At 56.3% G+C, this 25,062-nt stretch carries 14 protein-coding genes and 1 pseudogene; 11 read left to right on the top strand and 4 right to left on the bottom strand.

Going from position 1 to position 25,062, the window contains the following annotated elements:
• Window positions 1–25: 25 nt before the first annotated feature.
• A complete protein-coding gene (locus ACXAET_RS01680; RefSeq protein ID WP_475180161.1) occupies window positions 26–775 on the bottom strand; it encodes a Crp/Fnr family transcriptional regulator in 750 nt (249 codons plus the stop codon).
• A gap of 63 nt (window positions 776–838) precedes the next feature.
• Here ACXAET_RS01680 and ACXAET_RS01685 point away from each other — a divergent pair, with 63 nt between their 5' ends.
• Window positions 839–1,237: a hypothetical protein gene (locus ACXAET_RS01685; protein WP_475180167.1), complete on the top strand. Its 399-nt coding sequence runs from the start codon at window positions 839–841 to the stop codon at window positions 1,235–1,237.
• A 105-nt stretch (window positions 1,238–1,342) separates the two neighbouring features.
• Here ACXAET_RS01685 and ACXAET_RS01690 read toward each other — a convergent pair whose 3' ends face one another.
• Entirely contained in the window at window positions 1,343–1,534 is a 192-nt protein-coding gene (locus tag ACXAET_RS01690) for a PLD nuclease N-terminal domain-containing protein (RefSeq protein ID WP_475180170.1), read from the bottom strand.
• Window positions 1,535–1,721: 187 nt separating this feature from the next.
• Between ACXAET_RS01690 and ACXAET_RS01695 the strand changes: the two genes are divergently transcribed.
• The 6 genes from ACXAET_RS01695 (at window position 1,722) to ACXAET_RS01720 (ending at window position 7,078) form a co-directional block, all read left to right on the top strand.
• Entirely contained in the window at window positions 1,722–2,573 is an 852-nt protein-coding gene (locus ACXAET_RS01695; RefSeq protein ID WP_475180177.1) for a formate/nitrite transporter family protein, read from the top strand.
• A 233-nt stretch (window positions 2,574–2,806) separates the two neighbouring features.
• A complete protein-coding gene (locus ACXAET_RS01700) occupies window positions 2,807–2,968 on the top strand; it encodes a DUF1328 domain-containing protein (RefSeq protein WP_475180182.1) in 162 nt (53 codons plus the stop codon).
• Window positions 2,969–3,033: 65 nt separating this feature from the next.
• Complete coding sequence (locus tag ACXAET_RS01705; RefSeq protein ID WP_475180185.1) at window positions 3,034–4,659, top strand: acetolactate synthase large subunit; 1,626 nt, start codon at window positions 3,034–3,036, stop codon at window positions 4,657–4,659.
• 69 nt (window positions 4,660–4,728) lie between these two features.
• Window positions 4,729–5,229 (top strand): Dps family protein, encoded by a 501-nt coding sequence (locus ACXAET_RS01710; RefSeq protein ID WP_475180190.1) that lies wholly within the window; start codon window positions 4,729–4,731, stop codon window positions 5,227–5,229.
• A 127-nt stretch (window positions 5,230–5,356) separates the two neighbouring features.
• Window positions 5,357–5,716, top strand: coding sequence for a YidH family protein (locus tag ACXAET_RS01715; protein WP_475180194.1), 360 nt, complete (start codon window positions 5,357–5,359; stop codon window positions 5,714–5,716).
• 93 nt (window positions 5,717–5,809) lie between these two features.
• Window positions 5,810–7,078 carry a DUF2254 domain-containing protein gene (locus tag ACXAET_RS01720; RefSeq protein ID WP_475180198.1) on the top strand — a complete coding sequence of 423 codons (1,269 nt, stop codon included), beginning with the start codon at window positions 5,810–5,812 and terminating at the stop codon, window positions 7,076–7,078.
• A 470-nt stretch (window positions 7,079–7,548) separates the two neighbouring features.
• On the opposite strand, the gene ACXAET_RS01725 is transcribed toward ACXAET_RS01720, so the two are convergent.
• Window positions 7,549–9,120 (bottom strand): SGNH/GDSL hydrolase family protein, encoded by a 1,572-nt coding sequence (locus ACXAET_RS01725; RefSeq protein WP_475180204.1) that lies wholly within the window; start codon window positions 9,118–9,120, stop codon window positions 7,549–7,551.
• A 320-nt stretch (window positions 9,121–9,440) separates the two neighbouring features.
• Window positions 9,441–10,028 carry a 4'-phosphopantetheinyl transferase family protein gene (locus tag ACXAET_RS01730; protein ID WP_475180208.1) on the bottom strand — a complete coding sequence of 196 codons (588 nt, stop codon included), beginning with the start codon at window positions 10,026–10,028 and terminating at the stop codon, window positions 9,441–9,443.
• 938 nt (window positions 10,029–10,966) lie between these two features.
• Here ACXAET_RS01730 and ACXAET_RS01735 point away from each other — a divergent pair.
• From ACXAET_RS01735 to ACXAET_RS01750, 4 genes and pseudogenes are all read left to right on the top strand, one after another.
• Window positions 10,967–18,250: pseudogene (locus ACXAET_RS01735) on the top strand (SDR family oxidoreductase); the annotation flags it as partial.
• 218 nt (window positions 18,251–18,468) lie between these two features.
• Window positions 18,469–23,160: a type I polyketide synthase gene (locus tag ACXAET_RS01740; protein WP_475180212.1), complete on the top strand. Its 4,692-nt coding sequence runs from the start codon at window positions 18,469–18,471 to the stop codon at window positions 23,158–23,160.
• 5 nt (window positions 23,161–23,165) lie between these two features.
• Window positions 23,166–23,462, top strand: a complete 297-nt coding sequence (locus tag ACXAET_RS01745; protein ID WP_475180217.1) for an acyl carrier protein — start codon at window positions 23,166–23,168, stop codon at window positions 23,460–23,462.
• Window positions 23,455–25,059 (top strand): alkaline phosphatase family protein, encoded by a 1,605-nt coding sequence (locus ACXAET_RS01750; protein ID WP_475180220.1) that lies wholly within the window; start codon window positions 23,455–23,457, stop codon window positions 25,057–25,059. The genes ACXAET_RS01745 and ACXAET_RS01750 overlap by 8 nt, the downstream gene beginning before the upstream one ends.
• Window positions 25,060–25,062 lie beyond the last annotated feature (3 nt).

Genomic DNA, 25,062 nt, shown 5'->3' on the forward strand with positions numbered 1-25,062 from the left:
TAGATTTTGAAAAGTCTAAAAGGGATCAGATCAACGGCCTTTGTTCGGCTCTCGTGGAGTCAACCAAACCAACCTTAGCCAACCCATCTAGGTCAAAAATCCGCAATTCCCCTTTTGACCACTCTGCCATCTCAAGCTGCTTCAGCCTGCGCAGCGTTTTGTTTGTGTGTACCAAAGACAACCCCAGCGCATCTGCCAGATCCTGTTGCCGGAATGGCAATGGGCACTTTAGGTGTTCGCCTAGGCCAACCGCTCGGGATCGTGTGTAGAACCGATGCAAGCTCCAGGCAATTTTCTCTACTGCGCCACGCTGACCGACCGTTGTCAGGGCATCGCCCAAAAAATGCTCTTCGACTGCGGCCAGAAACGTCAGGTCAAATGCACGGTCGGGCTGATTTTGGAATAGTTCGTAGATACGTGATCGATTAAAAACGCATAGCCGCATTTCTGTCGTCGCTTCGACGGAATGTTGCATTTCCCCCATAACGCCGGATTGAAGCCCGACAAGGTCGCCGGGCAGTACGAAGCCAACAACTTGCCTGCGGCCGTTTTCCAATGTCTTGTATCGGATCGCCATACCGGACAGCACTGTAAACAAATGCGCGGATTTCGCGCCCTCGATGAACAATTGGGTCCCCGGTTCAGCTTGCATCTCCCCTGTCTTGAAGTCCTGCATGAACAGCAGCTCTTCGTCTGAAAATGGTTTAAAGACGCCCATGCGCCGAAGTGGGCAGTCTGTACATTTAATTACGGAAATAGTTCGCTGCTGTGTCATAGTTTATTGCGGTAAGCCCAAACTGACATACGGTTGGATCAAGCAAAAATTTGGATTGACTTGATGGAAACTCCTTCCCGCAGCGTAGCAGATGTCTTGATTGTTACGGAAAACTTTATCGAAGCGGCAGATATCGGTGACGCCATACCCTTCGTTGCCCCAAATCGCGTCGTCCATATCCGCGAGGTGCAAGCAGGTCTGCATCTTTGGCAGGACACAAGCTTTGCCCCTATCCTGAGTGTCATGAGTTATCGCAGAGGCGAGGCAAATCTTGATACTTTGGCGAAACTTTTGATCGATCGAGGCAGCGTACTTTTATTGCTCGACCCAACGTCCGAGGTTCAGAGCAAATTTGATTGCCTCGCGCTGTCGCGCCCGTTTACCGCGGCGGACTTGGCCCGTACGATTGGGGCTATTGATTTTGGAAACAACAGGTTAACCGACGCTCCTAACCCTGCGTGACTTGTAAAAAACGAGATGAGCTGAGAAATAACACGCCTTCCAGCCCAAAAAGCAGCACGGTCTTGGCCGCACTGCTTTTCAAAGTGTGTTTCACGTTTCATATGGTCAGATCGCACTGCGCGCGGCCTTTGGTCCGAAGATCAGCCAACAGATGAACCCAATCAGAGGCAGAACGATGACGAACAGAATCCACAGGATTTTTGCGCCGGTTGTCGCAGATGAGCCGATAATCGAAACGATCGCCCAAATCGACAATACCAGAACGATCAGTCCGCCAATGCCATACACTTCTACCATATCGATATACCTTTCGTGATGGTTGTCTCTGCGTCTACGTTGGGTAAACGCCACTGGCGCAAGATTGTTCCCGCAGAAACCGCAGCCACCCGAAAAATAGCCCCTGACGCATTTAGAAACGCCGAAAGACTGGGAACAAAAGGCCTTGCGTGCGCGTATAGTAACGGGGTTGATATGAGGGTTTAGGATGTCGAAGACAAGCAAGTTCACGCAAAAGGATCTTGTTGAAAAAGAGAGTGAGCGCGAAGCGGTCGAAGAGGCATCTGGTTTATCCCCACGTCTTATCTTCGAAACCATACGTCAAAATGGCGAGGAAGAACTGGACCGACCGATCCGGGCTTTGTTCTGGTCTGGCATTGCCGCCGGAATACTGATCAGCTTTTCTGTATTGGGCGAGGCAATCCTGCGGGCGCATCTGCCCGATACCAACGGACGATTTCTGATTGAGAACTTAGGCTATTCGCTTGGGTTTGTTTTGGTAATTCTGGGACGAATGCAGTTGTTCACCGAGAACACGATCACGACAGTGGTCCCAGCTATGATAAACCCAACCCTCTCATGCATCTCAAAAACCGCCCGTTTGTGGGTTATCGTTTTGCTCGCGAACGTGTTGGGGGCTTTTGCAATATCGGCTTTTTTGATCTATACGCCGGTGCTTTCACCCGAACTTGTCGCAATCATCAATGACCTCAGCCACCACGCGACCGGCATGGGGGCCTGGATTGGCTTCCTCCGAGCGGTTCCAGCAGGTATCCTGATTGCGGCGATCGTTTGGATGCTACCTTCGGCGCAAAACAACGAAGTGCTTGTGATTGTGATCTTCACTTGGTTGATTGCGGCTGGCGATTTTACCCATGTTGTCGCCGGGTCCGTAGAGATGGCAATTCTTATATTGCAAGGGCAACTACCCTTGGGTAAGGCCATTTTTGGATTTTTCTTGCCCGTCCTCGCTGGGAACATCATCGGGGGAACGGCCGTGTTCACGATGTTGGCCTACGCGCAGATCAAACCGGAAATAGAAAGCCCAAAACGCGGCTAAGGCGTTTTGTGCCGGTGTTCTCACCGTGCTGTCAGACCGTTACTGAAGGAGGTTCCTTCTTCGTCGTTTCGCGCGTTTTCCTTTGTGTTTTCTGCAGTATTCCGTGCCATTTCAGGACTTCTTTCACATGTCGAACGCTGGAGAGTGACGATAGTTGCGCCAAAAAGATCGGGAACTTTTTGCAGGCCAAATGCGTTGGAAGAGCAATATTCACAGAAATGGAAGGAAATCCCATGTTGTCTTGGGCAGTTATCTTTTTCGTGCTTGCAATTGTTGCCGGTATCTTTGGGTTTGGTGGCATTGCCTCAGCCTCGGCTGGCATCGCACAAATCCTGTTTGTCATCTTTCTGGTCTTGTTCATCGGCTCGCTGATCATGCGGGTGATGCGAAGCTGAGCACTCTGTTTGTACGCTTCGACGATCCGCTTAACTCGCTTTAATGGAACAAGGTTTAAAACTCTATGAAAGATAGTCCCGTTACTCAATCGGCCGCCGAATTGCTGGTCGCCTGTCTAGAAGCAAACGGCGTGACCTGCGCGTTCGGCGTGCCGGGTGAAGAAACGACCGACCTGATTGCCGCGATAGACGCGTCCAGCATCGATTTTGTTCTGTGCCGGCATGAGCAATCTGCGGCATTCATGGCATCCGTCCATGGGCGTCTGACGGGAAACCCGGCCCTGTGCATCGCGACGCTTGGCCCCGGAGCAACCAACCTTGTCACAGGCGTAGCCGACGCAACCCTTGATCATGTGCCGATGATTGCCATTACGGGGCAAGGCAGCCGCACCAGACTGGGCCGCGAAAGTCACCAGATTATTGATCTTGAAGCGCTCTTTGCGCCCGTCACCAAAGTAAGCCGCACATTGATGGTGGTAGACGAGATCCCTCAGATCGCCGCCGAGGCCGTCAGACACAGCAAGATAGACAAGCCCGGAGCCGTACATCTGTCTTTGCCGGAAGATCTGGCCAAGGTGCCAACCGCGGCCGAGCCTTTCGTTGCCCCACCAGCGGCCGAAGTCCGGCCCGCACCCGATGCGGTTATCCGGTCCGTCCGTTTGCTGGCCGAAGCGAAAAGGCCTGTGATACTGGTTGGCCACGGGGTGATCCGGGCGGGGATTTCAGAGGATGTGCGCGCTCTGGCGGAAAGCCTCTCCGCCCCGGTTTTGACGACTTTCATGGCCAAAGGCGTGCTACCGGCAGGGCATAGGTTGTCCCTGCAGACGATCGGTCAGCCCGAGAAAGAACTGGCATCTGAAGCATTCGAGCTAAGTGACCTGATCATTGCCATCGGGTTTGACCCGGTTGAGTACCCGCCGGCCAAAGTTTCGCTGGGCGGGGAGAAACCGGTTCTTGAAGTCTCGGATGTTGCGTCAACCGTTGACGTAGACTGGCCAGTCAAGGCGGCGCTGACGGGCGATCTTTCGCACTGCATTGACGTTCTGTCCAAGGCCACCGCCGAACGCTCTGCGAACCCTTGGTATGAAGACCTGCAGCAAAGGATCAATATGTCATTGACCGGGGGAACAACCGCAACTGATGCCGCATGCATCGCGCCAACGGATATTTGTCGGACAATTTCAGAAACGTTGCGCGACAGCGACGTCTTGTTGTCTGGCGTTGGGCTGCACAAGCTGTGGATCGCCCGCAACGTTGAAGCCCGGCGAGCTGGGCAAATCATCATTCCGAACGGTCTTGCCGGGATGGGCCTGGCACTGCCCGGAGCGATCGAGGCCGCCCGTCTGATGGACGAAGGCCGCGTGATCGCCGTGTGCGGGGACGGTGATTTTTTGATGAATGTCCAGGAAATGGAAACCGCAGCCCGTCTATGCGTTCCGATTACCGTCTTAATCTGGGAAGATAATGGCTATGGCCTGATTGATGAAAAGCAGCCTGGGAAAAGGAACTTTTCTTTTGGTAATCCGGAGTGGGGCGCGCTGGCTGCGTCTTTTGGCTGGGTGTACCACGATATTGACAGCTTCGAGAAACTTGGGCCGGCTCTGCAGGCGGCGGCTGATGTCGCCATTCCCACCTTGCTGCGCGTGTCGGTTGATTATTCTGCGGATGGTGGAATTCCCACTTTGGCATGATTTTTTGTCAGAATTGGGAACAACACTTCATCCTGTGCGTTTTGTTCGCAGTAGAAAAAAGGAGTTGTCATGACCGACGCATTAAATGTTGTTCCGAACGAAAATCCGGTGTCGACAGGAGTACGCGACACGGCGCCGCTGGCCAGAGGGCTGGCGAGTGTTTTGGCAGACACCTATCGCTTGACGTTCAAAACACACGCGTATCACTGGAACGTAGAAGGCCCGTTGTTCTATTCGATCCACAAGCTGACCGAGGAACAGTACGAAAACATGTTCGCCGCCGCCGATGAGATTGCCGAGCGCATTCGGGCACTGGGTCGTTTGGCACCATCACAGATGTCAGAGATTACAGAAGTCTCAGTCATCAAGGATTGTGAAACTGAAATGACTGCAGCGGCGATGGTAGAAGATCTTGCCGCTGACCACGAACGCGTTTCACATCGCCTTCGCGCCCTGACTGAATTGGCGGGCCAAAGAAAAGACGTCGTGACGGAAGACCTCGCAACTGAACGTTCGGCATTCCACGAACAAGCTGCCTGGATGCTGCGAGCAATCGCCAAAACAGACTAAGCCAGCCTTCTTTGGACCAAACTGAGTGTTGCATTCGCTCGAACTTCCGAGTTCGGGCGACTGCCCAACAACCCGGCCAAAATTTGCCAAAAGGCAAACTTGGTGACGCACGAAATGAGCCGATCTCATGAGCAAACAAAACCTTGCGGCGGAACGAACCGACTGGGCCGAGGACCGCACCATACTTGCAAACGAACGAACTTTTGCGGGCTGGATGCGCACGGGTATGGCGAGCGTCGCCATCGCGCTGGGTTTAAAAGCGGTGTTTGGAGCAGTTGAACCGACGTGGATCGCAAAGGCCGCTTCGACCTTGTTCATAATTCTTTCCCTAATCATATTCTGGGGCGCGTGGCGCAACTCGGTTCGGGTTTACGCGCGATTGGATTCTCATTGCTCGGAACCTGCGTCGAAATCTCATCTCGGTCTTGTTGTGGCTTCGCTCTCGCTTGGTTCAATCGTGTGCGGTATTGTGCTCTGGCTGGTATAATGGCCGACGGGTCCAAGACTTGGTTCTGAGGAGCCCCGTCTATTTTGAACGACCTTTCACATATAGCCGTGAACTGCGTGGGATTTTTGGACTATGAAACACATTGATTGGGTCCGCTTCCACTTCCTTCGCTATTATCGGAACATGGGTCTGCGCGTTGTTCTGTATGCCCTGCTTGCTATGTCGGCGGCTCTGATTAGCCCCACGGTTTCATTCTTCACCAAATCAGATATCGGCGGAAAAATTCAATTCGACTCTGTCATACCTGTTCTGACTATATTGGCCACCTCAATGCTGGCGGTGTCCACGTTTTCCCTGAATATCATGGTCAGCGCACACCGGGCCGCGTCAGATGCGACGACGCCGCGCGTCCATCGCATTCTGTTGGAAGACACGACTACGCAATCGGTCCTTGCAACGTTCATCGGAGCGTTCGTTTTTTCCTTAGGATCAATAGTCTTGTATCAGGCCGGCGTGTACCCACCCGGATCCGCCTACATAGTAATGTCTGTGACAATTGTCGTTGTGGCGTTGGTCGTGGTGTCATTGCTTCGCTGGATTGATCACCTCACGATGATTGGCAGCGTCGACGACAGCCTCAAATGCGCAAAAGAGAAGGCACGGAGTACGTTGGAGACGTACCTGAAGAGCGCTAATCTGGGTGCCTCCATTCTGACGGAGGCCACAGTTCTTCCAGTTCATTCGAAAAAGCTTCTTTCGCGCCAATCAGGCTACGTTCAATTGATTGACACTGTGCAACTTCAGGACGCAGCGCCAGAGAACGGATCAGTTTACGTGTCGGTCAGGCCGGGTTCTCATGTCGTTGCCGGTGAAACACTAGCCGAAGTTTCGGGAACATCAGACGAAGACACACTAAAGCGAATGGAATCTGCCTTCACGATTGGTGACATCAGAACGCACGAACAAGATGCAGAATTCGCTCTGCTGGTGCTTTCAGAGATCGCAGCCAAGGCATTGTCACCGGGCGTGAACGACGCCGGGACGGCAATTGAAACTCTGCAAGAGATCAAATCGCTACTTTGGTTCTACTTTAACGAAGACCCAGTTTCCGAAATTACCCCAGCTGCTCCAAAGGTGTTTGTGGATATGCCAAGTGAAGCGTGTTTACTCAGTGCCGCTTTCATGTCTTTGGCGCGCGACGGAGCAGGAATGCTGGAGGTCGCTACACAGGTACAGAAAGCGTTGTCGACTTTGTCGCAATCGCGCAACGAAAAAGCAGCGACTGCTGCAAGTGATCTTGCTGAGAAGGCACTGAAACACTCTTTTCGATCGGATTTGCTGGAATTTGAAAAGCAGCAACTCGAACACCATTTCTTACAGAGCCAAGGCCAAAAGGCTTAGTCTTGGTCTCTCTTGAGTGTGTACCGGTTCTTGGGTCACGAAGATGGTCGGCAAGCAGCATCACCTGACGGGTTCAGGTTGATTGTTCTTGAAAATCAACGGTGAACGGCACTACCTTTGGTGGGTCGTTGACTACCAAGGTTAAGTCCTGAAGAGCCTTGTGGCGAAAAGGCAGGGCAGAGAAGTCGCAGATACTATTCCACCTACAGGGGCGGGTGATGCTCAGCTTTCGGCGGATGCGAAACCTGTAGAAATTGACACCCGCGCTTGTTTCAATCCGCGACCTGTTCCAACCAGAGAGCAGCCTTTCTTTTAGAATTAATTCCAGCTGAACAGTTCGCCGCTCTCTCCGACTAACGCGGTCTTTGCACAGAATACGGGGTAGTGTTTCTGTCTGTACGTATGCCAACCCATTTGTCAGATCTAACCTCGGAAAAGGCGGCGAAACGCAAGCGATGTAGCAGCGGCAGTTAGGCGACCAGATCCGCAGAGGAAGGCGCGGATATCACGCCCCAATAGTCGGCTTCAAAGAACCAATCGAATGCGGAAAGTTCGGTTGCAATGGACTGACGTACTTCGATGGCAAGAATGGATTCGACCCCAGCCACTGTGACGCCCAATTGCGCCAGCAGTTCAGACGGATCATCGGAACTGGCAACGAATTCGGAATAGGCCGCTTCATCAAGAACGAGATAAAGGGTGTCCTGACCGCTGCCTCCAACAAAAACATCGCTCGAAGGGGATTCATCCCCACCGATCAGAGAGGGTTCAATGAAGACAAAGATATCGTCGGACGCACCGCCGAAGACGATGTCGCTGCCAAGGCCGTCCGTGATAACATCACGACCATCGCCGCCGACCAAAACATCATTTCCGGCACCGCCCCCCAGAATATCGTCGCCGGGGCCGCCGACGACGGTATCGTCATCACGCCCGCCCTGGATGATATCGTTTCCGATGCCACCATTGATGATGTCCTTTCCGGTACCTCCGAAGACCACATCGTTTCCCGGTCCGACATTGATCCGATCATCGCCGCCCAGCCCGAAAACTCCGTCCGGTCCGGAACCTGAATTGAAAACCGACGCGTCATCGTCCAACAGTACCGTGTTGCCCCCGCGAAAGACGAACTCGGAATATGCCCCCCAAAGCTGATGCACCGTTTCCGCCGGGTGCAGCATATCCCAGGCAAGAACCTGATCGCTGTCAAAACTGCTTCCGTCAATCAAGAGGTCGAGTTTGTCGGCAACAATTCCAAAGCTCTCCGGATCTTCCAGAAGGGCGGACGTCACTGCAAAGAAGTCCAGCACGCGAACATCGTTGCCACCATTGGCCTGGGATTGCACCAGCGCAGCAAGCCCCTCGTTAAAGGTATCGACCAGCAACCCAGCAAATTCCTGGGTGATCATTGATAAATTGTCGAAGTCTGGAAACAATCCCGTTGGCGGCAGGGTGGCGAGATATACAGTCTCGACGCCCGCCTGCATAAGCCTTGCGGATGCTCGGCCGATCTCCGCCAAAATGTCATCGATTTCCGAACCCAGAAGTAAAAACAATTCTTCAACGGTGGCCCCTTCTTGCGCCTCGGCCTGATCGACAAGGGAGTTGAGGTCATTGCCGCCGATCAAAATAACACCGGCAGAGCCATTTGGAACGCCTGCGGTCGAATTCCGTTCGAAGTTATCGATCTGGGTCTCGAGGTCGATTATGTTTTCCGGAAAGTCCCCGCCAATGGTTTTGGCGGCCGCGAAAGCGTAGTTTTCAACCTCGAACCCGCCCAGCGTGGCGGTGTATTCGGGGTGTGTGAAGGCATTTGTAATCGCGCGCTCACTGCCGAACTCGGGAAAGCTATTCAATATAACTTGCTCCGAAATCTTCTCACTCAGGGCTCGCAACTGAGAGAGGGGCACGGTCCCTCCGAACCTTTCGATCAAGTCGGAAAGTATGAAGGAGCTGAGAACCGAGGTCAGAAGTTTGAACGCATTACCAACGTCCGTCAGACTGTCCCCGAAATAGTATATGCGCGAGAAACTTGTGCTCATTGGTGTCTCCGTTTCGATTGAAGCCCGAGACCGCAGGAACCGATTCTGTTCACTCTTCACTGCACAGTTCTTGTAGAAATCCTAAAGGACCGAGGAAAGAAATCAAGAGCACCGCCAGTTTGCAGTGAGGCACGCGGCTTCGCGAGTTTGGAGGTAATTTCTGTTTCGCTTGTTCGAAGTCGTCGGTCTTGTTTGTTGCCCAAAGCACGCCGAAGGGTGCTGGTGTCCCAACTCTCTCCGAGTGGTTTGGTCGCGGCACGAATTAAAAGACAGGCTTACAGGCTAAACAGAGACGTGTTCGAATTCGTCTTCCAAAACCTTCATGATGGTCCTGCCTGAGCGACGATTGTAGCGATAATACCGTTGCTTACATCCCAGCGCCCGCGCAGGTGTAAATTTCCGTCCATGTGTATATGCGCAATAAACGTTTGATCTTCAGCGTTAAATTCCAATGACGCATCTGAAAAATCGAGAGAGGTTTGCCGTACGGGATACCAAGCCTTGAACACCGCCTCTTTGGCGCAAAAAAGAATGCGTCCGTTCAAAGGTGCGCGGGAAATCCACTCGTGCTCATGCCCATGTGCAACTACCTGAGCAACCTCAGCCGGTATGGGTTCGGCGGGTTCAGCATCAATACCTAGCCACTCGGTTTGAGATCTTTCGCTGACGGCACACGCGACGTAATCGCTGCAGTGCGTGATTGAGCCCCGTATACCTTTTGGCCAATCAGGTGCGCCAGAAGGTAAGATCCCGAGATGTGGGACATCACGGCCGATCCGGGCCAACGCTGCATGCGCACAGGACCGGCCGGCCATGTGATCGCGCTGACGCTTACGCACTGCCCGCTGAACGTTCGACGCATAGCGTTGATCCAAGTCCGCCCAAGCTGTAGCGCCGAAGCGTTCCACGACGGTTACGTCGTTGGATACGAGGCGACTGAGGAGACCCAGCCTGTCAGTAACAGCCTTCGATCTGCTGTTTTCATTCATCGCGGTTAAGGCGCGACGAGAAAATCGACGAAGGTCGTTCTTTGTCGTTCTTTTGAGTTAACTCTCTTTGACCTTGGGGTTTCGACGACATTTTTACTCCGCGCAACGACTCAACTTTCAGACGGCCTTAGTGTCACTGATAATGTGATTTAACCGTCGAGTTGCAAAGCACGTTAAACACCGTTTTCGGGACCTTGCTGGTCATCGCGGTGTTGGTGGCTGACAGGCGCAGGTCAGGATGCGTACTCAATTCAGTCATTAACCTGGGACGATATTGTCGGCGCTTTGAAACCGGTCCGGTTGATTGATGGTCCACACAAGGCGGGTTCGACAAGTCTGAGACGCGAATCGATTCGTCGAAAAACGGTTATTTGGTTACCCTACGTAAACACGGGGTGCTCAAAACCTATGCATTCACGCACAGAGAGCTATCATCGAGACGGTTTTTTAACGCGACAATGGAGGCATCTGCCCCGACGATTTGCATCGAACATATTCGTATTGAATTGAAAAGACTGGATTTCCCAGTTTTGGAATTCTTCATGAGGTCTTTTCGCATCTGCAGCTTTCTAGACAGAACGCATTAAGTTGCGTTAGAAGGTACCTGAGCATTGGTAAAATGTTGCTGCGAAACTGATATCGATAATTTTGTTTCGATCTCGTGGCTGGTTTGAGTTTTTTTGGGGCTTCTGAGTGGGCTCGGACCGTGGGGGTTCCGGGATGTTATCAACGCGAGCCAAGGTCCGCTCATAGTAATTCTCTGGAGCGGTAAGCCGACACGACGCGATCTCCGCGTAGCTTTGCGCTGATTTTTTAGTAGGTGGTTCGGAATAAGCGCGGGCCAGGAGTTACGACCGATGCTTGATTGTTTGACGGACAAGAGTTTTGAAATCATTGGGTTCTCAATCCCAAACTACCTCGGATCAAAAGTACCGCATGCAGCGTGCAAGGCGAAACATGTTGGCTGTCTTGACCTTGAATATGCTGATCCAACGCGATTGGAGGTTTTGACCGCAGTCACCGATCTGCGTACGGCCGCGCCAGCGTTTTGGGGGCTAAAGCTCACATCAGAGGGTCTCGACGCCGCGCTGGATGCGGATTTGTTTTGCGACGGGGCTCCGCACACCATCGTAATTGTCGGAGAGATTGCGAAGGCCACTGGCGGGACGATCGCTCGGCTGAGGTCCGAGGCACCTGAAACTCGTGTGCTGGTCGAAATTGTTTCGCGTTCGCAAATTGCCTTGGAGGCCGACCTTGCCCCAGACGGCTGGCTGGCCAAGGGACATGAAGCCGGAGGGCGAAGCGGAGACGAGACGGCGTTTATCCTTCTTCAGGCGCTGCGTCAGGTTACCGATTTGCCGATCATCGTGCACGGTGGCGTCGGACCGGATACGGTTGCTGCGCTGCGCTTGGCTGGTGCGGCGGGGGTTGCATTGGATTGGCCCCTGGCGCTGCTGGATGAGGCCCTGACGCCTGCAAAAATGCAGCGGGCGCTGAAAGTTTTCGACGGCAGCGAAACGCTTCACGTCGCGGGTGTCGACAATACCGGGTACCGGATGTTCTGGAGACCTGATCACGCCCCGGCACGTTCAGTGAAGGAAGTGGCAGATGCCAACCCCTCCGCACTCGCTGCAGCGGTAGCAGATCTCTTGGACCCAGCTACTGGCGGTGGTGTCTGGTTGGTGGGTCAGGATGCATGTTTCGCCAAGCCGATGCTTGAAAAATATGGGCGAGTGGGCACTGCTTTGAATGATCTGTTGGCGCGTTCCAAAGACCAGATCGCCTCGGCGCATGCGCAGCGTGCTTTGGCGCGCAACAGCGCTTTTGCCCAGAAACTGGGTACCGAATTTCCGATACTTCAGGGCCCGATGACCCGGGTAAGCGACCGCGCGGCCTTTGCTGACTGCGTTGCCGATGGCGGTGGGTTGCCATTTATTGCGCTTGCGCTCATGCGGGGCAAAGAGGCCAACGAACTTGTCACTGAAACCAAGGCATTACTAGGCAATAAGCCTTGGGGAGTAGGCGTGCTGGGCTTTGTAGATGACGCTCTGCGCGAAGAGCAGTTAGAGATCATTCTGCGGAACGCGCCGGACTTTGCCCTGATCGCGGGTGGGCGGCCGGACCAAGCACTGAGGCTCGAAAAGTCCGGAATCCCGACGTTCCTGCATGTGCCATCACCGGGGCTACTCAAAGTCTTTCTGGAGCAGGGATCGCGGCGCTTCATCTTTGAAGGAAGGGAATGTGGTGGTCATGTAGGTCCTCGGTCGAGTGCAGTGTTGTGGCAGCAGGCAATGGACACATTGCGCGCATTCTATGGCAGTGATCCAATGGACTGTCAGATCTTGTTCGCAGGAGGCATTCATGACGCACGCACCTCGGCGATGGTTGCAACAATTGCGGCCGACGCGGTGGCGCAGGGCGCCGAAGTCGGTGTTCTCATGGGGAGCGCCTACATCCTGACAAAGGAGGCCGTCGCCGCAGGCGCGGTGGTGCAGCGGTACCAGGACCTCGTTCTGGGTGCGCGTGAAACCGTGCTACTGGAATCCGGTGTTGGCCATGCGACCCGTGTGGTCCGAAGCGCGATCGCGGACGAATTCCAAAGCGAAAAGGCCCGACTGCTGGCTGAAGGTGTCGAGGCCGAAGATATCAAGGATGCGCTTGAGCGGTTTAATATCGGCAGGTCTCGCGTCGCCTCCAAAGGCATCGACCGTAACCCGAACTTCGGAAAAGTCGATGGGGCAGCAAAATACATCGAAGTGCCCGAAGCCGATCAGGAACGGCAAGGGGTGTACATGATCGGACAATTGGCGTCGCTGCGCGACAGCGCGTCGACCATTGCCGACTTACATGCGGACGTCTGCGATGGGGCAGTCTCTTATTTGAAAGAGGCCGTGCCGGAGGCGCCGGGTCAGGAAGCATTCGTCGAAGGCCCGGGGTCACGCGTCGCGATTACCGGCATTTCGACCATTCTGCCGAAAGCGCAGGATCAGTTTCAGTTCTGGGAAAACATCCTCGACAAGGTGGATGCAATCACCGAAGTCCCCGAGCGAAGGTGGGACTGGCGGCGGTATTTTGACGAAGACAGGGACGCGCCGGATAAATCCTATTCCCGCTGGGGCGGGTTCGTGGATGAGATGCCTTTCGATCCGATCCGCTACGGTATTCCACCAAATTCGATGACCAGCGTCGAACCGCTGCAGTTACTGACGCTCGAACTCGTGCGCAAGGCGCTTGAGGACGCCGGGTTCGAAGACGGCGTAATCCCGGACGCGGCTCTTCGGCGCCGCACGTCCGTCATTATTGGCGTAGGCGGTGGTGCAGCGCCGATGGGTCAACAATATGCGGTGCGCGCAACGTTGCCGGCACTTTTGGGACAGGTGCCCGAGGCGGTTACCGAGCGGCTGCCGCAATGGACCGAGGATAGTTTTCCAGGCGTTTTACTGAATGTGATCGCGGGTCGCGTCGCGAACCGGTTCGACCTGGGCGGAGTGAACTTCACCGTTGACGCAGCTTGTGGATCTTCCCTCGCGGCAGTGATGACCGGTGTACGCGAGCTTGAGACCGGGACATCCGACATGGTGATTGTTGCCGGCGTCGATGCGTTCATGAGCCCATTCGATTTCATTGCTTTCTCCAAGACACGGGCGTTGTCCGCCCGTGGCCGGTGCCGGACGTTTGATGCCAGTGCGGATGGGATTGCAATCTCGGAGGGGCTGGTGGCAATGGTGTTGCGCCCGTTAGAGGCCGCCGAGGCAGCCAGTGACCGGATCTATGCCGTTCTCCGCGGTGTGGCAGGTGCGTCAGACGGGCGCGATCTGTCGCTGACGGCGCCGCGACCGGAAGGGCAGCAGGAAACGTTGCGCAGAGCCTATGAGCGGGCGGGTATTTCACCGTCAAGCGTTACCCTCGTTGAAGCCCACGGGACGGGAACGATTGTGGGTGACCGTACCGAGGTTCAGAGCCTGACCAGTGTGTTCGGGCCCACGCGCGCTGACAAACAGTTCTGCGCGATCGGGTCTGTCAAATCGATGATCGGCCATACAAAGGCGGCGGCTGGCTGTGCCGGGATGGCCAAGATGGCGTTGGCGCTGCACCACCGCATCTTGCCGCCGACCATGCATGTGGTCGAACCGAACCCGACCGCGAACTTCCAGGAAAGTCCGTTTTATCCAAATGTCGACGCCCGGCCGTGGATGAAAACCGGAACCAACCCAAGGCGGGCGGGCGTAAGCGCTTTCGGATTTGGCGGCACGAATTTCCACGCCGTGCTTGAAGAATATGAAGGTGGGTACCTGCCACGGCATCAGGCCCCGGTGCGACAAAACTGGAGCCATGAATTGCTGTTGTTTTCGGCAGACGACCCAGCGGCTCTGGTGACGGACCTGCGAAAGGCGGCCACCGCTTTCGAGACAGAGGCGTGGGCTTTGCGCGACGTAGCAGCAAGCCTTGCGGCGCGGTTTGACGCGGGTGCAGGTGCCCGTTTTGCCATGGTGGCAAGCTCGCTCGCCGATGCCGCGACGCGCATCGTTGCTGCGGCGGGCGCGATAGAAACAGGTGCGAGCGATGTGCGCGAGGTTGATCCGATGGGCTCCTATTTCGCGCAAGCTGAACCGCTGAAGACGGATCAGATTGCGTTCCTGTTTCCGGGGCAGGGGTCACAATATCCCAACATGGCCGCCGGTCTGACTATGTATTTTCCGGACATGCGCAAATCGCTGGATGCGGCACATGAACATTTGCGCGACTTGCTCAATGTGAGCTTTGCCGATCAGATCTACCCTCGCCCCGCAATGTCGGAGGCTGAGAAATCAGCGCAGGTGAAACGCCTGATGCGTACGGATGTGGCACAGCCGGCGATTGGAGCCATCTCAAGCGGTATACTGTCACTTTTGAGGTCGTTCGGAGCGGATGCGGGTGCAGTGGCCGGTCACAGTTTTGGTGAACTGTCGGCGCTGAGCGCGGCGGGCGCTTTTGGTGAGCGAGAACTGTGGTCTTTGGCGCATGCACGCGGTGACGCCATGATAAGCGAAGGTGGCGACGATCTTGGAACGATGACCGCGGTGAGTGCCTCTGAGAATGAGATTCGCGAAGCCGTATCTGATCTGACTGGCGTAACATTCGCCAATTATAACACTCCCAGACAGACGGTGCTGGCAGGAGCGGAAGATGACCTGACGCGCGTTGAAAGCGCGCTGCATGCGGCAGAGATTGCTGCGCGCCGTTTACCGGTCGCCTGTGCATTTCACTCTGAATTCGTAGCCCCTGCGCGGGACAAGTTGGCCCGGGCCATTGCCGATACGCCAATGACCACACCGAAACTGCCAGTGTTCGCCAATGAGACGGCCGCCACGTATCCGCCAGATGCCGAGGCTGTGGCCGAAACACTTACCCGACACCTGACGCAGCCAGTTCGTTTCATGGGCAGTATCGAAGCAATGTACGAGAGCGGCATTCGGTTGTTTGTTGAAGTGGGGCCGAATGCAGTGTTGTCGCGCCTCACAAAGCGCATTCTGGGCGACAAGAGCCATCTGGCGGTCGCGACCGATGTTGAGGGGCGGAGCGGCGTACACCAGTTCCTCGCGGCTTTAGGCGCGATGAGTGCTGCGGGGGTGAAGCTCGACCTTGGCGCCTTGTGGAAGGATCGTGCGAATACATCCGTCGATGTCGTGAACTGGAAGCCAGAAGAAGAAACAGAAAACGGATTGCTTTGGATGGTCGATCTGGCCTCTGTTCGGCCAGCGGGAAAAGAGGTTTCGCGTATCGGACTGGCGGCCCGGATCGAAGACGACACCGTGATGATACCACCTTCTCCTTCCGTTTCGCCTGCTCCGGTTCCTGAGCCTGCCACAGGGCCGATGTTGTCTGCCCCCGGACAGGGTTCCGAAGCCGCGGTGGACGTCATGCTCAAGCACCATGCGCTCATGGCGCAGATGCTCGAAAGCCACCAGTTGACCATGCAGATGTTGCTGGGCGGTGCGGCTGCGCCCGCCTCAAACCGGCCCGACATCGCGATCGCACCAGTTCCAACGCCGTCAACTGTTGAGCCGAAACCGTCAGAACCGCGCGCGGCTGAAGATTTCGCGGTGAATGCTGACCCGACGCCTTCGCCGGATGTGACCCCGTGCGACGCGCAACAAGTGACCCATAAACTGCTGGAATTGATATCTGAACGCACAGGCTACCCGCCGGAAATGCTGGGCCGCGAGATGAACCTTGAGGCCGATCTGGGCATCGACTCCATCAAGCGGGTGGAGATCCTGGCCAGCCTGCGTTTGCACTTCCTCGCCGAAGCGGGTGAAGCGGCACACGAGCTGATGGGCCCGGTAGCACGCGAACGGAGCGTGGATGGAATTGTGGCGCGGTTTATGGAGGTTGTGGATGCCGTCAGCGGCGATGCGCCAGCGGCGGCCACACCTGCTCAGGCGAAGGCTGACCCAGTCTCGTCAAATCCTGAACCGGAAGCGGTGGCCCAAAAGCTGCTGGAATTGATATCTGAACGCACAGGCTATCCACCGGAAATGCTGGGCCGCGAGATGAACCTTGAGGCCGATCTGGGCATCGACTCCATCAAGCGAGTGGAGATTCTGGCCAGTCTGCGCCTGCACTTCCTTGCCGAAGCGGGAGAAGCGGCACACGAGCTGATGGGCCCGGTAGCACGCGAACGGAGCGTGGATGGGATTGTAACGCGGTTTATGGAGGTTGTGGATGCCGTAAGCGGCGATGCTCCTAAAGCTGCCAGTGTTGCCGTGGTAGAGGACGCGGTATCTGCGCCAAGCTATACGGACGGACAAACGCGCCGCTTTGTCATGGTGCCATCAAGCACATCAGTGGTGAACCCCAAACCATGGGTTTCATCCGGGGCGACCTATGTCATTACCGAGGACGGGCAGGGGGTAGCCACCGCTCTGGCCGCGCTTATAGAGGGCGCGGGTGGCGTGCCGATTGTTTTGCCAGCTGAAGGTCTGACGCCCGAAGATGTGGCGTCGGCGACCGAAGGTCATAGCGTTGCGGGTATTTTGCATTGCGCGCCACTGGTCTCTGCTGACGAAGTGCCTCTTGAAGCCAAGCGCCTCATGGCGCAGGTGCGCTCGTCGACTGAAAGCTTGTATCTCATCTTGTCGGTGGTTGGTCCGGCGCTGGCGACCCGGTCTGATGCGGTCATTGTCGTGGCAACGCGCATGGGTGGCTCATTTGGGTTTGACGACAACACGATACTGGACCCGACGGCTGGGGGACCGGTTGGTGTTCTCAAGACGCTCGACAAGGAATGGGCCGCGGCTCATGTCCGTGCAGTCGACGTGGCGGAGACTTACGGGCCTGAAGACATCGCTGGTATCATCTATGACGAGGCCGGTCGCCGGGATGACGCGGTCGAGATTGGTTGGGTTGATGGTAAGCGTGTCGAACTTTTGGCCGAACCGCGTCCGATTTCTTTGATCGAGGGTGCGAAAGACCAGAAAATTCTGGGCAAAGGTTCTGTTGTACTGGCGACAGGTGGTGCGCGTGGGATCACAGCGCGGTGTCTGCTGTGGCTGGCGCAGAAATATCAGCCCCGCCTTGTCGTCGCAGCATCCTCTCCGGTTCCTGATGCAGAGGAATCGGCTGAAACGGCGGCTATCACCGACCCGATGGCCCTGCGAGCTCATTTGGCGCAGCAGGCTAAGGCAGAAGGCGCGAAAGTCACCATTGCCGAGATTGAGCGTACCAGTCGTGCTCTTCTAAAAGCGCGTGAAATCCGTGCCAATATCGCCGCTCTCGAAGCGGCCGGGGCGCAGGTCGAATACCATAAGTGCAACGTGCGGGACCATGCAGCGTTGACCAACTTGATCGAAGGCCTTTACGAAACCTACGGACGGATAGACGGGGTGATCCACGGTGCGGGTTTGATCGAGGATCAACTGGTCATCGACAAGACGCTCGACAGCTACCGCAGGGTCATGGCCACCAAGGCCGAGAGCGCCTTTACCCTTGTGCAGGCCCTGCAGCCTGAAACCGTCAAGTTCTGCGCGTTCTTCACATCAGTTGCGGGGCGCTTCGGCAACCGCGGGCAGGGCGATTACGGTGCCGCGAACGAAATTGTTTCAAAGCTGGCCCGCCGTCTGGATCAAGCTTGGGAGGGTCGCGTCGTCGCGCTCAGCTGGGGGCCCTGGGACAGTGACGGAATGGTTTCGGACGAGGTTAAAGCGCAGTTTGAGGCATTGGGTATTGAGGCGCTTGATCCTGACCTTGGCATTCGCGCACTTGAGGCCGAGATCCTTAGCGATACCGATCGTGTGCCTGAAGTTGTCTGGGGTCTTGGTCCCTGGGCCAGCGACTTCATGGACGGTCTTCAGTCAAATAGCACGATCAAGGCTGCCGAATGAAAGAGGTCAGGCCCGATATTCAAGCTGCGGACACATCGTGCGAACCCATTGCGATAGTGGGCATGGGATGCGTGTATCCCAAAGCCCGCAACAAGGCGGCCTTTTGGCGCAACATTGTGGACAAGGTCGATGCCGTCACAGAAGCGCCTGAAGACTGGGACGGAGCGCAGTACCTGGACCCGGACAGCGATGCCAATGACCGCGTCTACACCAATCGAGGCGGGTTTCTGGGGGATCTGGCGCGGTTCGATCCCTTGCGGCATGGCGTGATGCCAAACTCTGTCGATGGCGGTGAGCCCGACCAGTTTCTGGCACTGGAGATTGCAGCTGACGCGGTCGAGGATGCGCAATTCGCGATGCGCCCTGTACCCGGTGATCGGGTGGCGGTGATCTTGGGCCGCGGAACCTATATCAATCGCGGGTTTGCAAATGTAGTCCAGCACGGGGTGATGGTAGATCGGGTGATCGACATCCTGCGCACCTTACATCCCGAAACCGGCGATGAAGAGGCCGACGTGCTCAAGGCGGAACTCAAAGCATCACTGCCGCCGTTCAATTCAGAGATGGCGGCTGCACTGGTCCCAAACCTGGTGACGGGCCGAATTTCAAATCGGCTGAACTTTCGGGGTGCCAACTACATTATCGACGCTGCCTGTGCCTCCTCCCTCGTGGCGTTGGATCGCGGTGTTGCTGACCTGCGCGCGGGTTCTTGCGACATGGCCCTTGTTGGCGGTGTTCATGCGTCAACCCCAGCACCGATCTATCAAATTTTCTGCCAATTGGGAGCATTGTCGCGCAAGGGCAAAATCCGGCCTTTTTCGGCCGAAGCAGACGGGACGCTGCTGGCAGAGGGCGTTGGCATATTGTGCATAAAGCGTTTGTCCGATGCCGAATTGGCCGGTGATCGGATTTACGCGCTGGTGCGCAGCGTTGGTGTGGCGAGCGACGGCAAGGGCATGTCGATCCTTGCGCCCCGTATCGAAGGCGAGCGTCTTGCGATCCGCCGGGCCTATACGTCGGCGAACGTGGCACCGGATACGGTTGGATTAGTCGAAGCGCACGGTACGGCAACCAGCGTTGGTGACGCGACCGAGATTGATGCGCTGAAGGCTGAATTCGGGGACATGAAACAGGGCTGTGCCATAGGGTCGGTCAAATCAATGATCGGGCATTGCCTGCCCGCCTCGGGGTCTGCCGGGCTGATCAAAGCCGCGCTGGCCCTGCATCACCGTGTATTGCCACCAACCCTGATCGATACATCCAGCCCCGACCTGGGTCTTGATGACACCGGGTTTTATCTCAACACCGAAGCGCGTCCATGGATCCATGGGCGCAAAACGCCGAGACGCGCGGGCGTAAATGCGTTTGGTTTCGGGGGGATCAATTCGCACGCGATCCTTGAGGAATATCGCGGGGCAGCGGAACCGAAGGCAGCGGTGTCACGTCCCTCTGAGATAATTGCAATGGCTGCGCCAGATCAGGAGCAGTCGCTGTCTCTGATCGAGGCTGTCGCAAGACAGGTTCACCAGGCCGATGACCTGACCGCCTGTGCAGCCTCATTGAATGCGAAGACCGGTGCCGGTCAGGTGCGCATGGCCGTGACAGGCGGCACACGGGAAGATATCCTTGCTCGTCTCGATCAGATCAAGGCGGCACTGCAGAAAGGCCGGAAACGCCTGCGCGACCGGCGCGGTGCATACATGTCAGCTGAGCCGCTTGCGGAAACAGGCAAAGTCGCCTTCCTGTTCCCGGGCGAGGGCAGCCAGTATCGCAACATGTTGGCCCCGCTGATGCTGCATTTTCCGCGCATGCGTGAGTGGTTCGATATCGTGGACGGAGCCTATCCTGGTGAAACGGGTCGGCAGCGCGTCAGCGATGTGTTTTTCCCGCCGCCGTTAGAGGTGCCGACGGACGCAGATCTTTGGCGGATGGATGTGGGGCCAGAGGCGATCTACGCGGCCAATATGGCGATGGCCAGTCTGTATCAGCAGATCGGGCTGAAGCCAGACATGTTACTCGGCCACTCAACAGGAGAATATGCGGCGCTTTCGGCGGCCGGCGTGACCAAGCATGAGGATGTGTCGCACCTTCAAAGGGATATTCGTGATCTGAACGCGGTTTTTGCCGCAGCCGAACGGGATGACGCGATTGCCAAAGGTACGCTTTTCACGATTGGCCCGGTGAATTTGGCCAAGTTGCGCACGGCGCTTGAGGGGCGCGATGACGTTTTTCTTGGAATGGACAATTGCGCGGCACAGCAGGTGGTCGTGGCAACAAGTGCCGAGGCTGCGGATTGGGTGCCTGAACTGGCAAAGTCGCTGGGCGGCTTCTGTGATACCTTGCCCTTTGGTCGCGCCTATCATTGCCCAGCATTCGCACTGTTTAGCGAGCGGCTCGAAGAATTTCTGAGTCAAATTGACATCCGCGCACCTAAACTGCCGGTCTATTCCTGCCTGACCACCAAGCCGTTCCCGAATTCCTCCAAAGACATAAAGTCTTGGATGGCTACGCAATGGTCCAGCGAGGTGCGTTTTCAGGACACGATAAAGCGCATGTATGACGACGGCGCGCGTATCTTTGTTGAATGCGGTCCGCGGAACAATCTGACGTCGTTTGTCGGGGACGTGCTGCGAAAACAACCGCATGTGACAGTAGCTGCCGATACAGTCGGGCGGCAAGGGCTCATCCAGCTGCATCAGCTGGCCGCCCAGCTTTTTGCCGAAGGTGTGCCTCTTGATCTGGATGCGCTCTCTGGCACGGCGGAAACCGTGCAGAATAACGCGAAACCGCTGAAGATGGGCTTGCAGCCGATGGCGTTGGGCGAAGGCCGACGTCCTGCGCTTGAACGGCAAACCCAGCAAGCGCCTGAAAAGATCACCCCCGACGGGCCACCTGCCGCACCATCGCCGCTTGAGACCCTGATCGATGGTTACTTCAACACGATGACCAAGATGATGCAGACGGAGCAGAACGTCATGCAGGCCTTCTTCGCAGGAGGGAACACGCAGCCCGCGGACGCTGCGCCAAATGCAGGCGACCGTTTCCCGATGCTGAGCGAGGCGGATGTGAGCGCCGACGCCCGGTCGCTGCACGCCTTTATCAATCTTGATCATCAGATTGCGCCTTATCTTGCCGATCACGCGTTTGGCCGTGCAATTTCCGTGAATGCTCCGGATCGACATGGTCTGAGCGTTGTACCGCTCACCTTCACAATGGAGGCGTTGGCCGAGGCCGCCGCTGCGCTACGGCCAGGTCTGAGGGTCGTGGGTCTTCGCGAAGTGCGCGCCTCGCGATGGATCACTGTTGAAAAGCCGTTGTCGCGGAAACTTGAGGTCTCGGCGGAGTATCTGACCGTTGACGGCGATAAAACGATCATCCGGACACGCATTCGCGATGCTCAAGGTCCGGTCCTGCGCCCGGTGATTGCGGAAGCTGATATCGAGCTGGCCGCAGATTACGCGCCTGCGCCTACTGCGTCGACCTCTGCCTTCGAAGGCGCGGTAGGAGCACAGTGGTCGTTGAAGGACGTCTATGAGCGCATCATGTTTCACGGGCCGCGCCTGCAGGCCGTGAAGTCTATGCATGTTGCTGCACCCACCGCTGCCGAAGGTGTGTTGATCGGGTTGCCTCAAGACGACCTTCTTGCCGCTACGCGCGCACCGGCATTTGAAGTTGATGCCATAACGCTGGATGCCGTCGGTCAGTTGGTTGGTGTCTGGTCGGCGGATCAATTGGAAACGGCCTTTCACATCTTCCCTTTCCGTGTGGAGCATGTTGAGATTTTCCGTCGGATGCTTGCTCCGGACGAAGAGGCGACATGCCGCTGTGATATAAAGCTTTTGAACACAGATGAGATGCGGTCGGACATTGATGTGGTGACGACAGACGGGCATCTTATGTGCCGCATCAAGGGGTGGTGGGACAAACGCTTTAACCTGCCGGATCCGTTCTTCCACGCACGATTGGACCCTGCTGGAAATGCGCTGTCGCGGGTCATTGAGGTCGCACCGCTTGACGGTTTGAAAGTCGTGATCACGGAATGCATCAGCGACGGTTTGCTGGCCAACAGCGGGGGAATTTGGGCAGGCGTGTTGGCTGGCCTCGTCCTGTCAGACAAAGAGGCAGCGCTTATGCGCTCCCTTAGCGGCTCGGAAACCGAAAGGTTCGACTGGTTGCGCCAGCGGGTCGCGGCCAAGGATGCCGTTCGCGCGTGGCGACGTTCGGGACTATGTCCGGCGGACATCGAGATTGAAAGCGTTTCCAACAATCAAATGCGCGTTGCAGCGGGATGGCCCGCGGATTGGGGGGCAGCTCCCCGCATCGTGAGCGTCTGCGCTGGTCAGACAGCTGTCGCTGTTGCAACGCATCCCAGCGACTATGCCGAGCTCTGCATGGGGGTCAGCAGCCTAGCCGAAGACGAAACGACGGGGGATTTGAGTGCCGCTGACGTGGCCCATTTACCGTCTGAGCCGAACCTTCGCGCATCTGCGGTCTGCTACCTGCGCGCTTTGCGACAAGCGACGGGACAAGGGGTGAGGATCACGCAACTCAACACTGCGAAGGGGTATGCCGTTGTGGAAAGATCCGATGCCAACGACCCGCTGAAAGTCCGTTTTGTCGAGGATGGAAAGTCAGGCGTCGTCATCGCCTTCCTCGCAGAAACACATCGAATTAAGGAAAAGGGGTGAGTCCAATGCCTGTTGCCATTGAAACGGCCAAAACTGCGATGCGCGAAATTTTCCATGATCTGGCAGAGGACCTTGAGGAGGAGCCGGTTGAGTTCACCGCCGATACCAAACTGGTGGATCTGGGCGTGGAGTCGATCAGCCTGATCTATCTCATCTCGGAATTGCAGCAACACTTCAATCTTGAGGAGCGATTGTTCCAACACCTGCGTGAAACCGAGCGGCTTCTGGTGGATATGCAGGTTAGCGACATTCTCAACGGCGTTGTCGAGGCATCCGCCGGTCAGGAGGTGAGCAATGCCTGAAAGATATGTCAAAACGCTGCTCATCGGTCTGGATGGGGCGACCTACGATATCCTCGACCCGCTTGTGTCCGAAGGCGTCATGCCCCATCTCGGTCGGTTGATGGAAAGTGGTAGCCGGGGCATTCTGCGTTCAACCATGCACCCTCTCACACCGCCTGCCTGGGCGACGCTCATGACTGGGCGATCACCCGGCAACCATGGCGTATTCGACTTTATCCGGGTGGACCGAACAAACAGCACGCCGACCTACACTCTCACCACATCCGCCGACCTCAAGGTGCCAACAATCTGGCAGATCGCATCCGAAGCAGGCATGCGGGTCACAACATTGAACTACCCCACCATGTTCCCGGCCAAACCGATCGATGGTGTGGTCATCCCGGGTTATGTGCCGTGGTCCTATCTCGGCCGTGCAATCTATCCCCGCGAAACATACAAAATGCTGAAAGAAGAAGGCGTTTTCAAAGCACGCGAAATGTCGACTGATTGGCAGCACGAGCGAAAAGCCGTGCAGGGGCTCGCGGAAAATGACCTGCAGGATTGGGTTCAGTTCCATATCACGCGCGAGCGACGCTGGTTCGAGATCACTCTGAAGTTGATGGAACGCGTGCCGAGTGAACTGACATCCGTTCTTTTTGATGGTGTCGACCGTATTCAGCACCTCTGTTACCACCTCATCGATCCGGCGACGCGTGGCGACTATACATCTCAGAGTTCGGTCAGGGCGCGCGACTTGGCTCTGCAGTATTTCCGTGATGTGGATAACTATATTGCCCAGATGATTTCGAAAGCGGGTGATCAGGCAAGCGTGATCATTGCCTCCGATCATGGGTTTACGCGGTCCGGTGCGCGGATTTTCTATGCGAACAGCTGGCTGGAAAGCCTGGGTTTGTTGAAATGGAAACCCGATGTGCCTTTGGACAATCAAGGGCGTGTGGCACTTGATGAAAATACTGAAGCGACAACGCTTATCGATTGGGGCCCAACCAAAGCCTACGCGCTCAGCTCCTCAAGCAATGCGATCTTCATCCGAGTGGCGTCGGAAAACGATCCGGGTGGAGTACCCCCCGAGCAATATGAAGCCTTTCGCGATGATCTGATTTCCAAGCTAAAGAGCCTTGTTGATGCCGCTTCTGGAAAACCGGTCGTTCGTGATGTGTTCACGCGCGAGATGGCGTTCCCCGGAACAGAGCGCGCGCGGGCCCCTGATCTGACCCTGCAGATGGCGGATTATTCTTTTCTTTCTGTGTTGCGCGCGGATGAGCCGGTTAAGGACCGGAAAATCCCTTATGCGACGCATCACCCCGATGGTGTTATTATTGCCAGCGGGCCGGCCATCAAATCATCTGGACGGGTCGAACCGATGCGCATCGTCGATGTGGCTCCGACGGTGCTCTACTCCTTGGGCCTCGATATTCCGAGCAGCTTCGAGGGCCGGGTGGGGACGGACCTCTTTGATCCTGCATATGTCGCGACTCACGTGCCGGAGATTTCCGATACCGCCGGCAAGGACTCTGGAACAGACAGCAGCGAAACTCTGAGCGGCGACGCTGAAGAGCAGATTAGAGCGCGTCTTAAAGCGCTTGGATATTTGTGATGA

This window comes from Ruegeria sp. AWH4_226 (assembly GCF_056159225.1).

What these genes read in the sequence shown, in the direction of transcription:
- ACXAET_RS01685 (WP_475180167.1), top strand. Translation starts at nt 839, where the DNA reads ATGGAAACTCCTTCCCGCAGCGTAGCAGATGTCTTGATTGTTACGGAA.
- ACXAET_RS01705 (WP_475180185.1), top strand. Translation starts at nt 3,034, where the DNA reads ATGAAAGATAGTCCCGTTACTCAATCGGCCGCCGAATTGCTGGTCGCC.
- ACXAET_RS01715 (WP_475180194.1), top strand. Translation starts at nt 5,357, where the DNA reads ATGAGCAAACAAAACCTTGCGGCGGAACGAACCGACTGGGCCGAGGAC.
- ACXAET_RS01700 (WP_475180182.1), top strand. Translation starts at nt 2,807, where the DNA reads ATGTTGTCTTGGGCAGTTATCTTTTTCGTGCTTGCAATTGTTGCCGGT.
- ACXAET_RS01750 (WP_475180220.1), top strand. Translation starts at nt 23,455, where the DNA reads ATGCCTGAAAGATATGTCAAAACGCTGCTCATCGGTCTGGATGGGGCG.
- ACXAET_RS01740 (WP_475180212.1), top strand. Translation starts at nt 18,469, where the DNA reads ATGAAAGAGGTCAGGCCCGATATTCAAGCTGCGGACACATCGTGCGAA.
- ACXAET_RS01695 (WP_475180177.1), top strand. Translation starts at nt 1,722, where the DNA reads ATGTCGAAGACAAGCAAGTTCACGCAAAAGGATCTTGTTGAAAAAGAG.
- ACXAET_RS01745 (WP_475180217.1), top strand. Translation starts at nt 23,166, where the DNA reads ATGCCTGTTGCCATTGAAACGGCCAAAACTGCGATGCGCGAAATTTTC.
- ACXAET_RS01720 (WP_475180198.1), top strand. Translation starts at nt 5,810, where the DNA reads ATGAAACACATTGATTGGGTCCGCTTCCACTTCCTTCGCTATTATCGG.
- ACXAET_RS01680 (WP_475180161.1), bottom strand. Translation starts at nt 775, where the DNA reads ATGACACAGCAGCGAACTATTTCCGTAATTAAATGTACAGACTGCCCA.
- ACXAET_RS01710 (WP_475180190.1), top strand. Translation starts at nt 4,729, where the DNA reads ATGACCGACGCATTAAATGTTGTTCCGAACGAAAATCCGGTGTCGACA.
- ACXAET_RS01725 (WP_475180204.1), bottom strand. Translation starts at nt 9,120, where the DNA reads ATGAGCACAAGTTTCTCGCGCATATACTATTTCGGGGACAGTCTGACG.
- ACXAET_RS01690 (WP_475180170.1), bottom strand. Translation starts at nt 1,534, where the DNA reads ATGGTAGAAGTGTATGGCATTGGCGGACTGATCGTTCTGGTATTGTCG.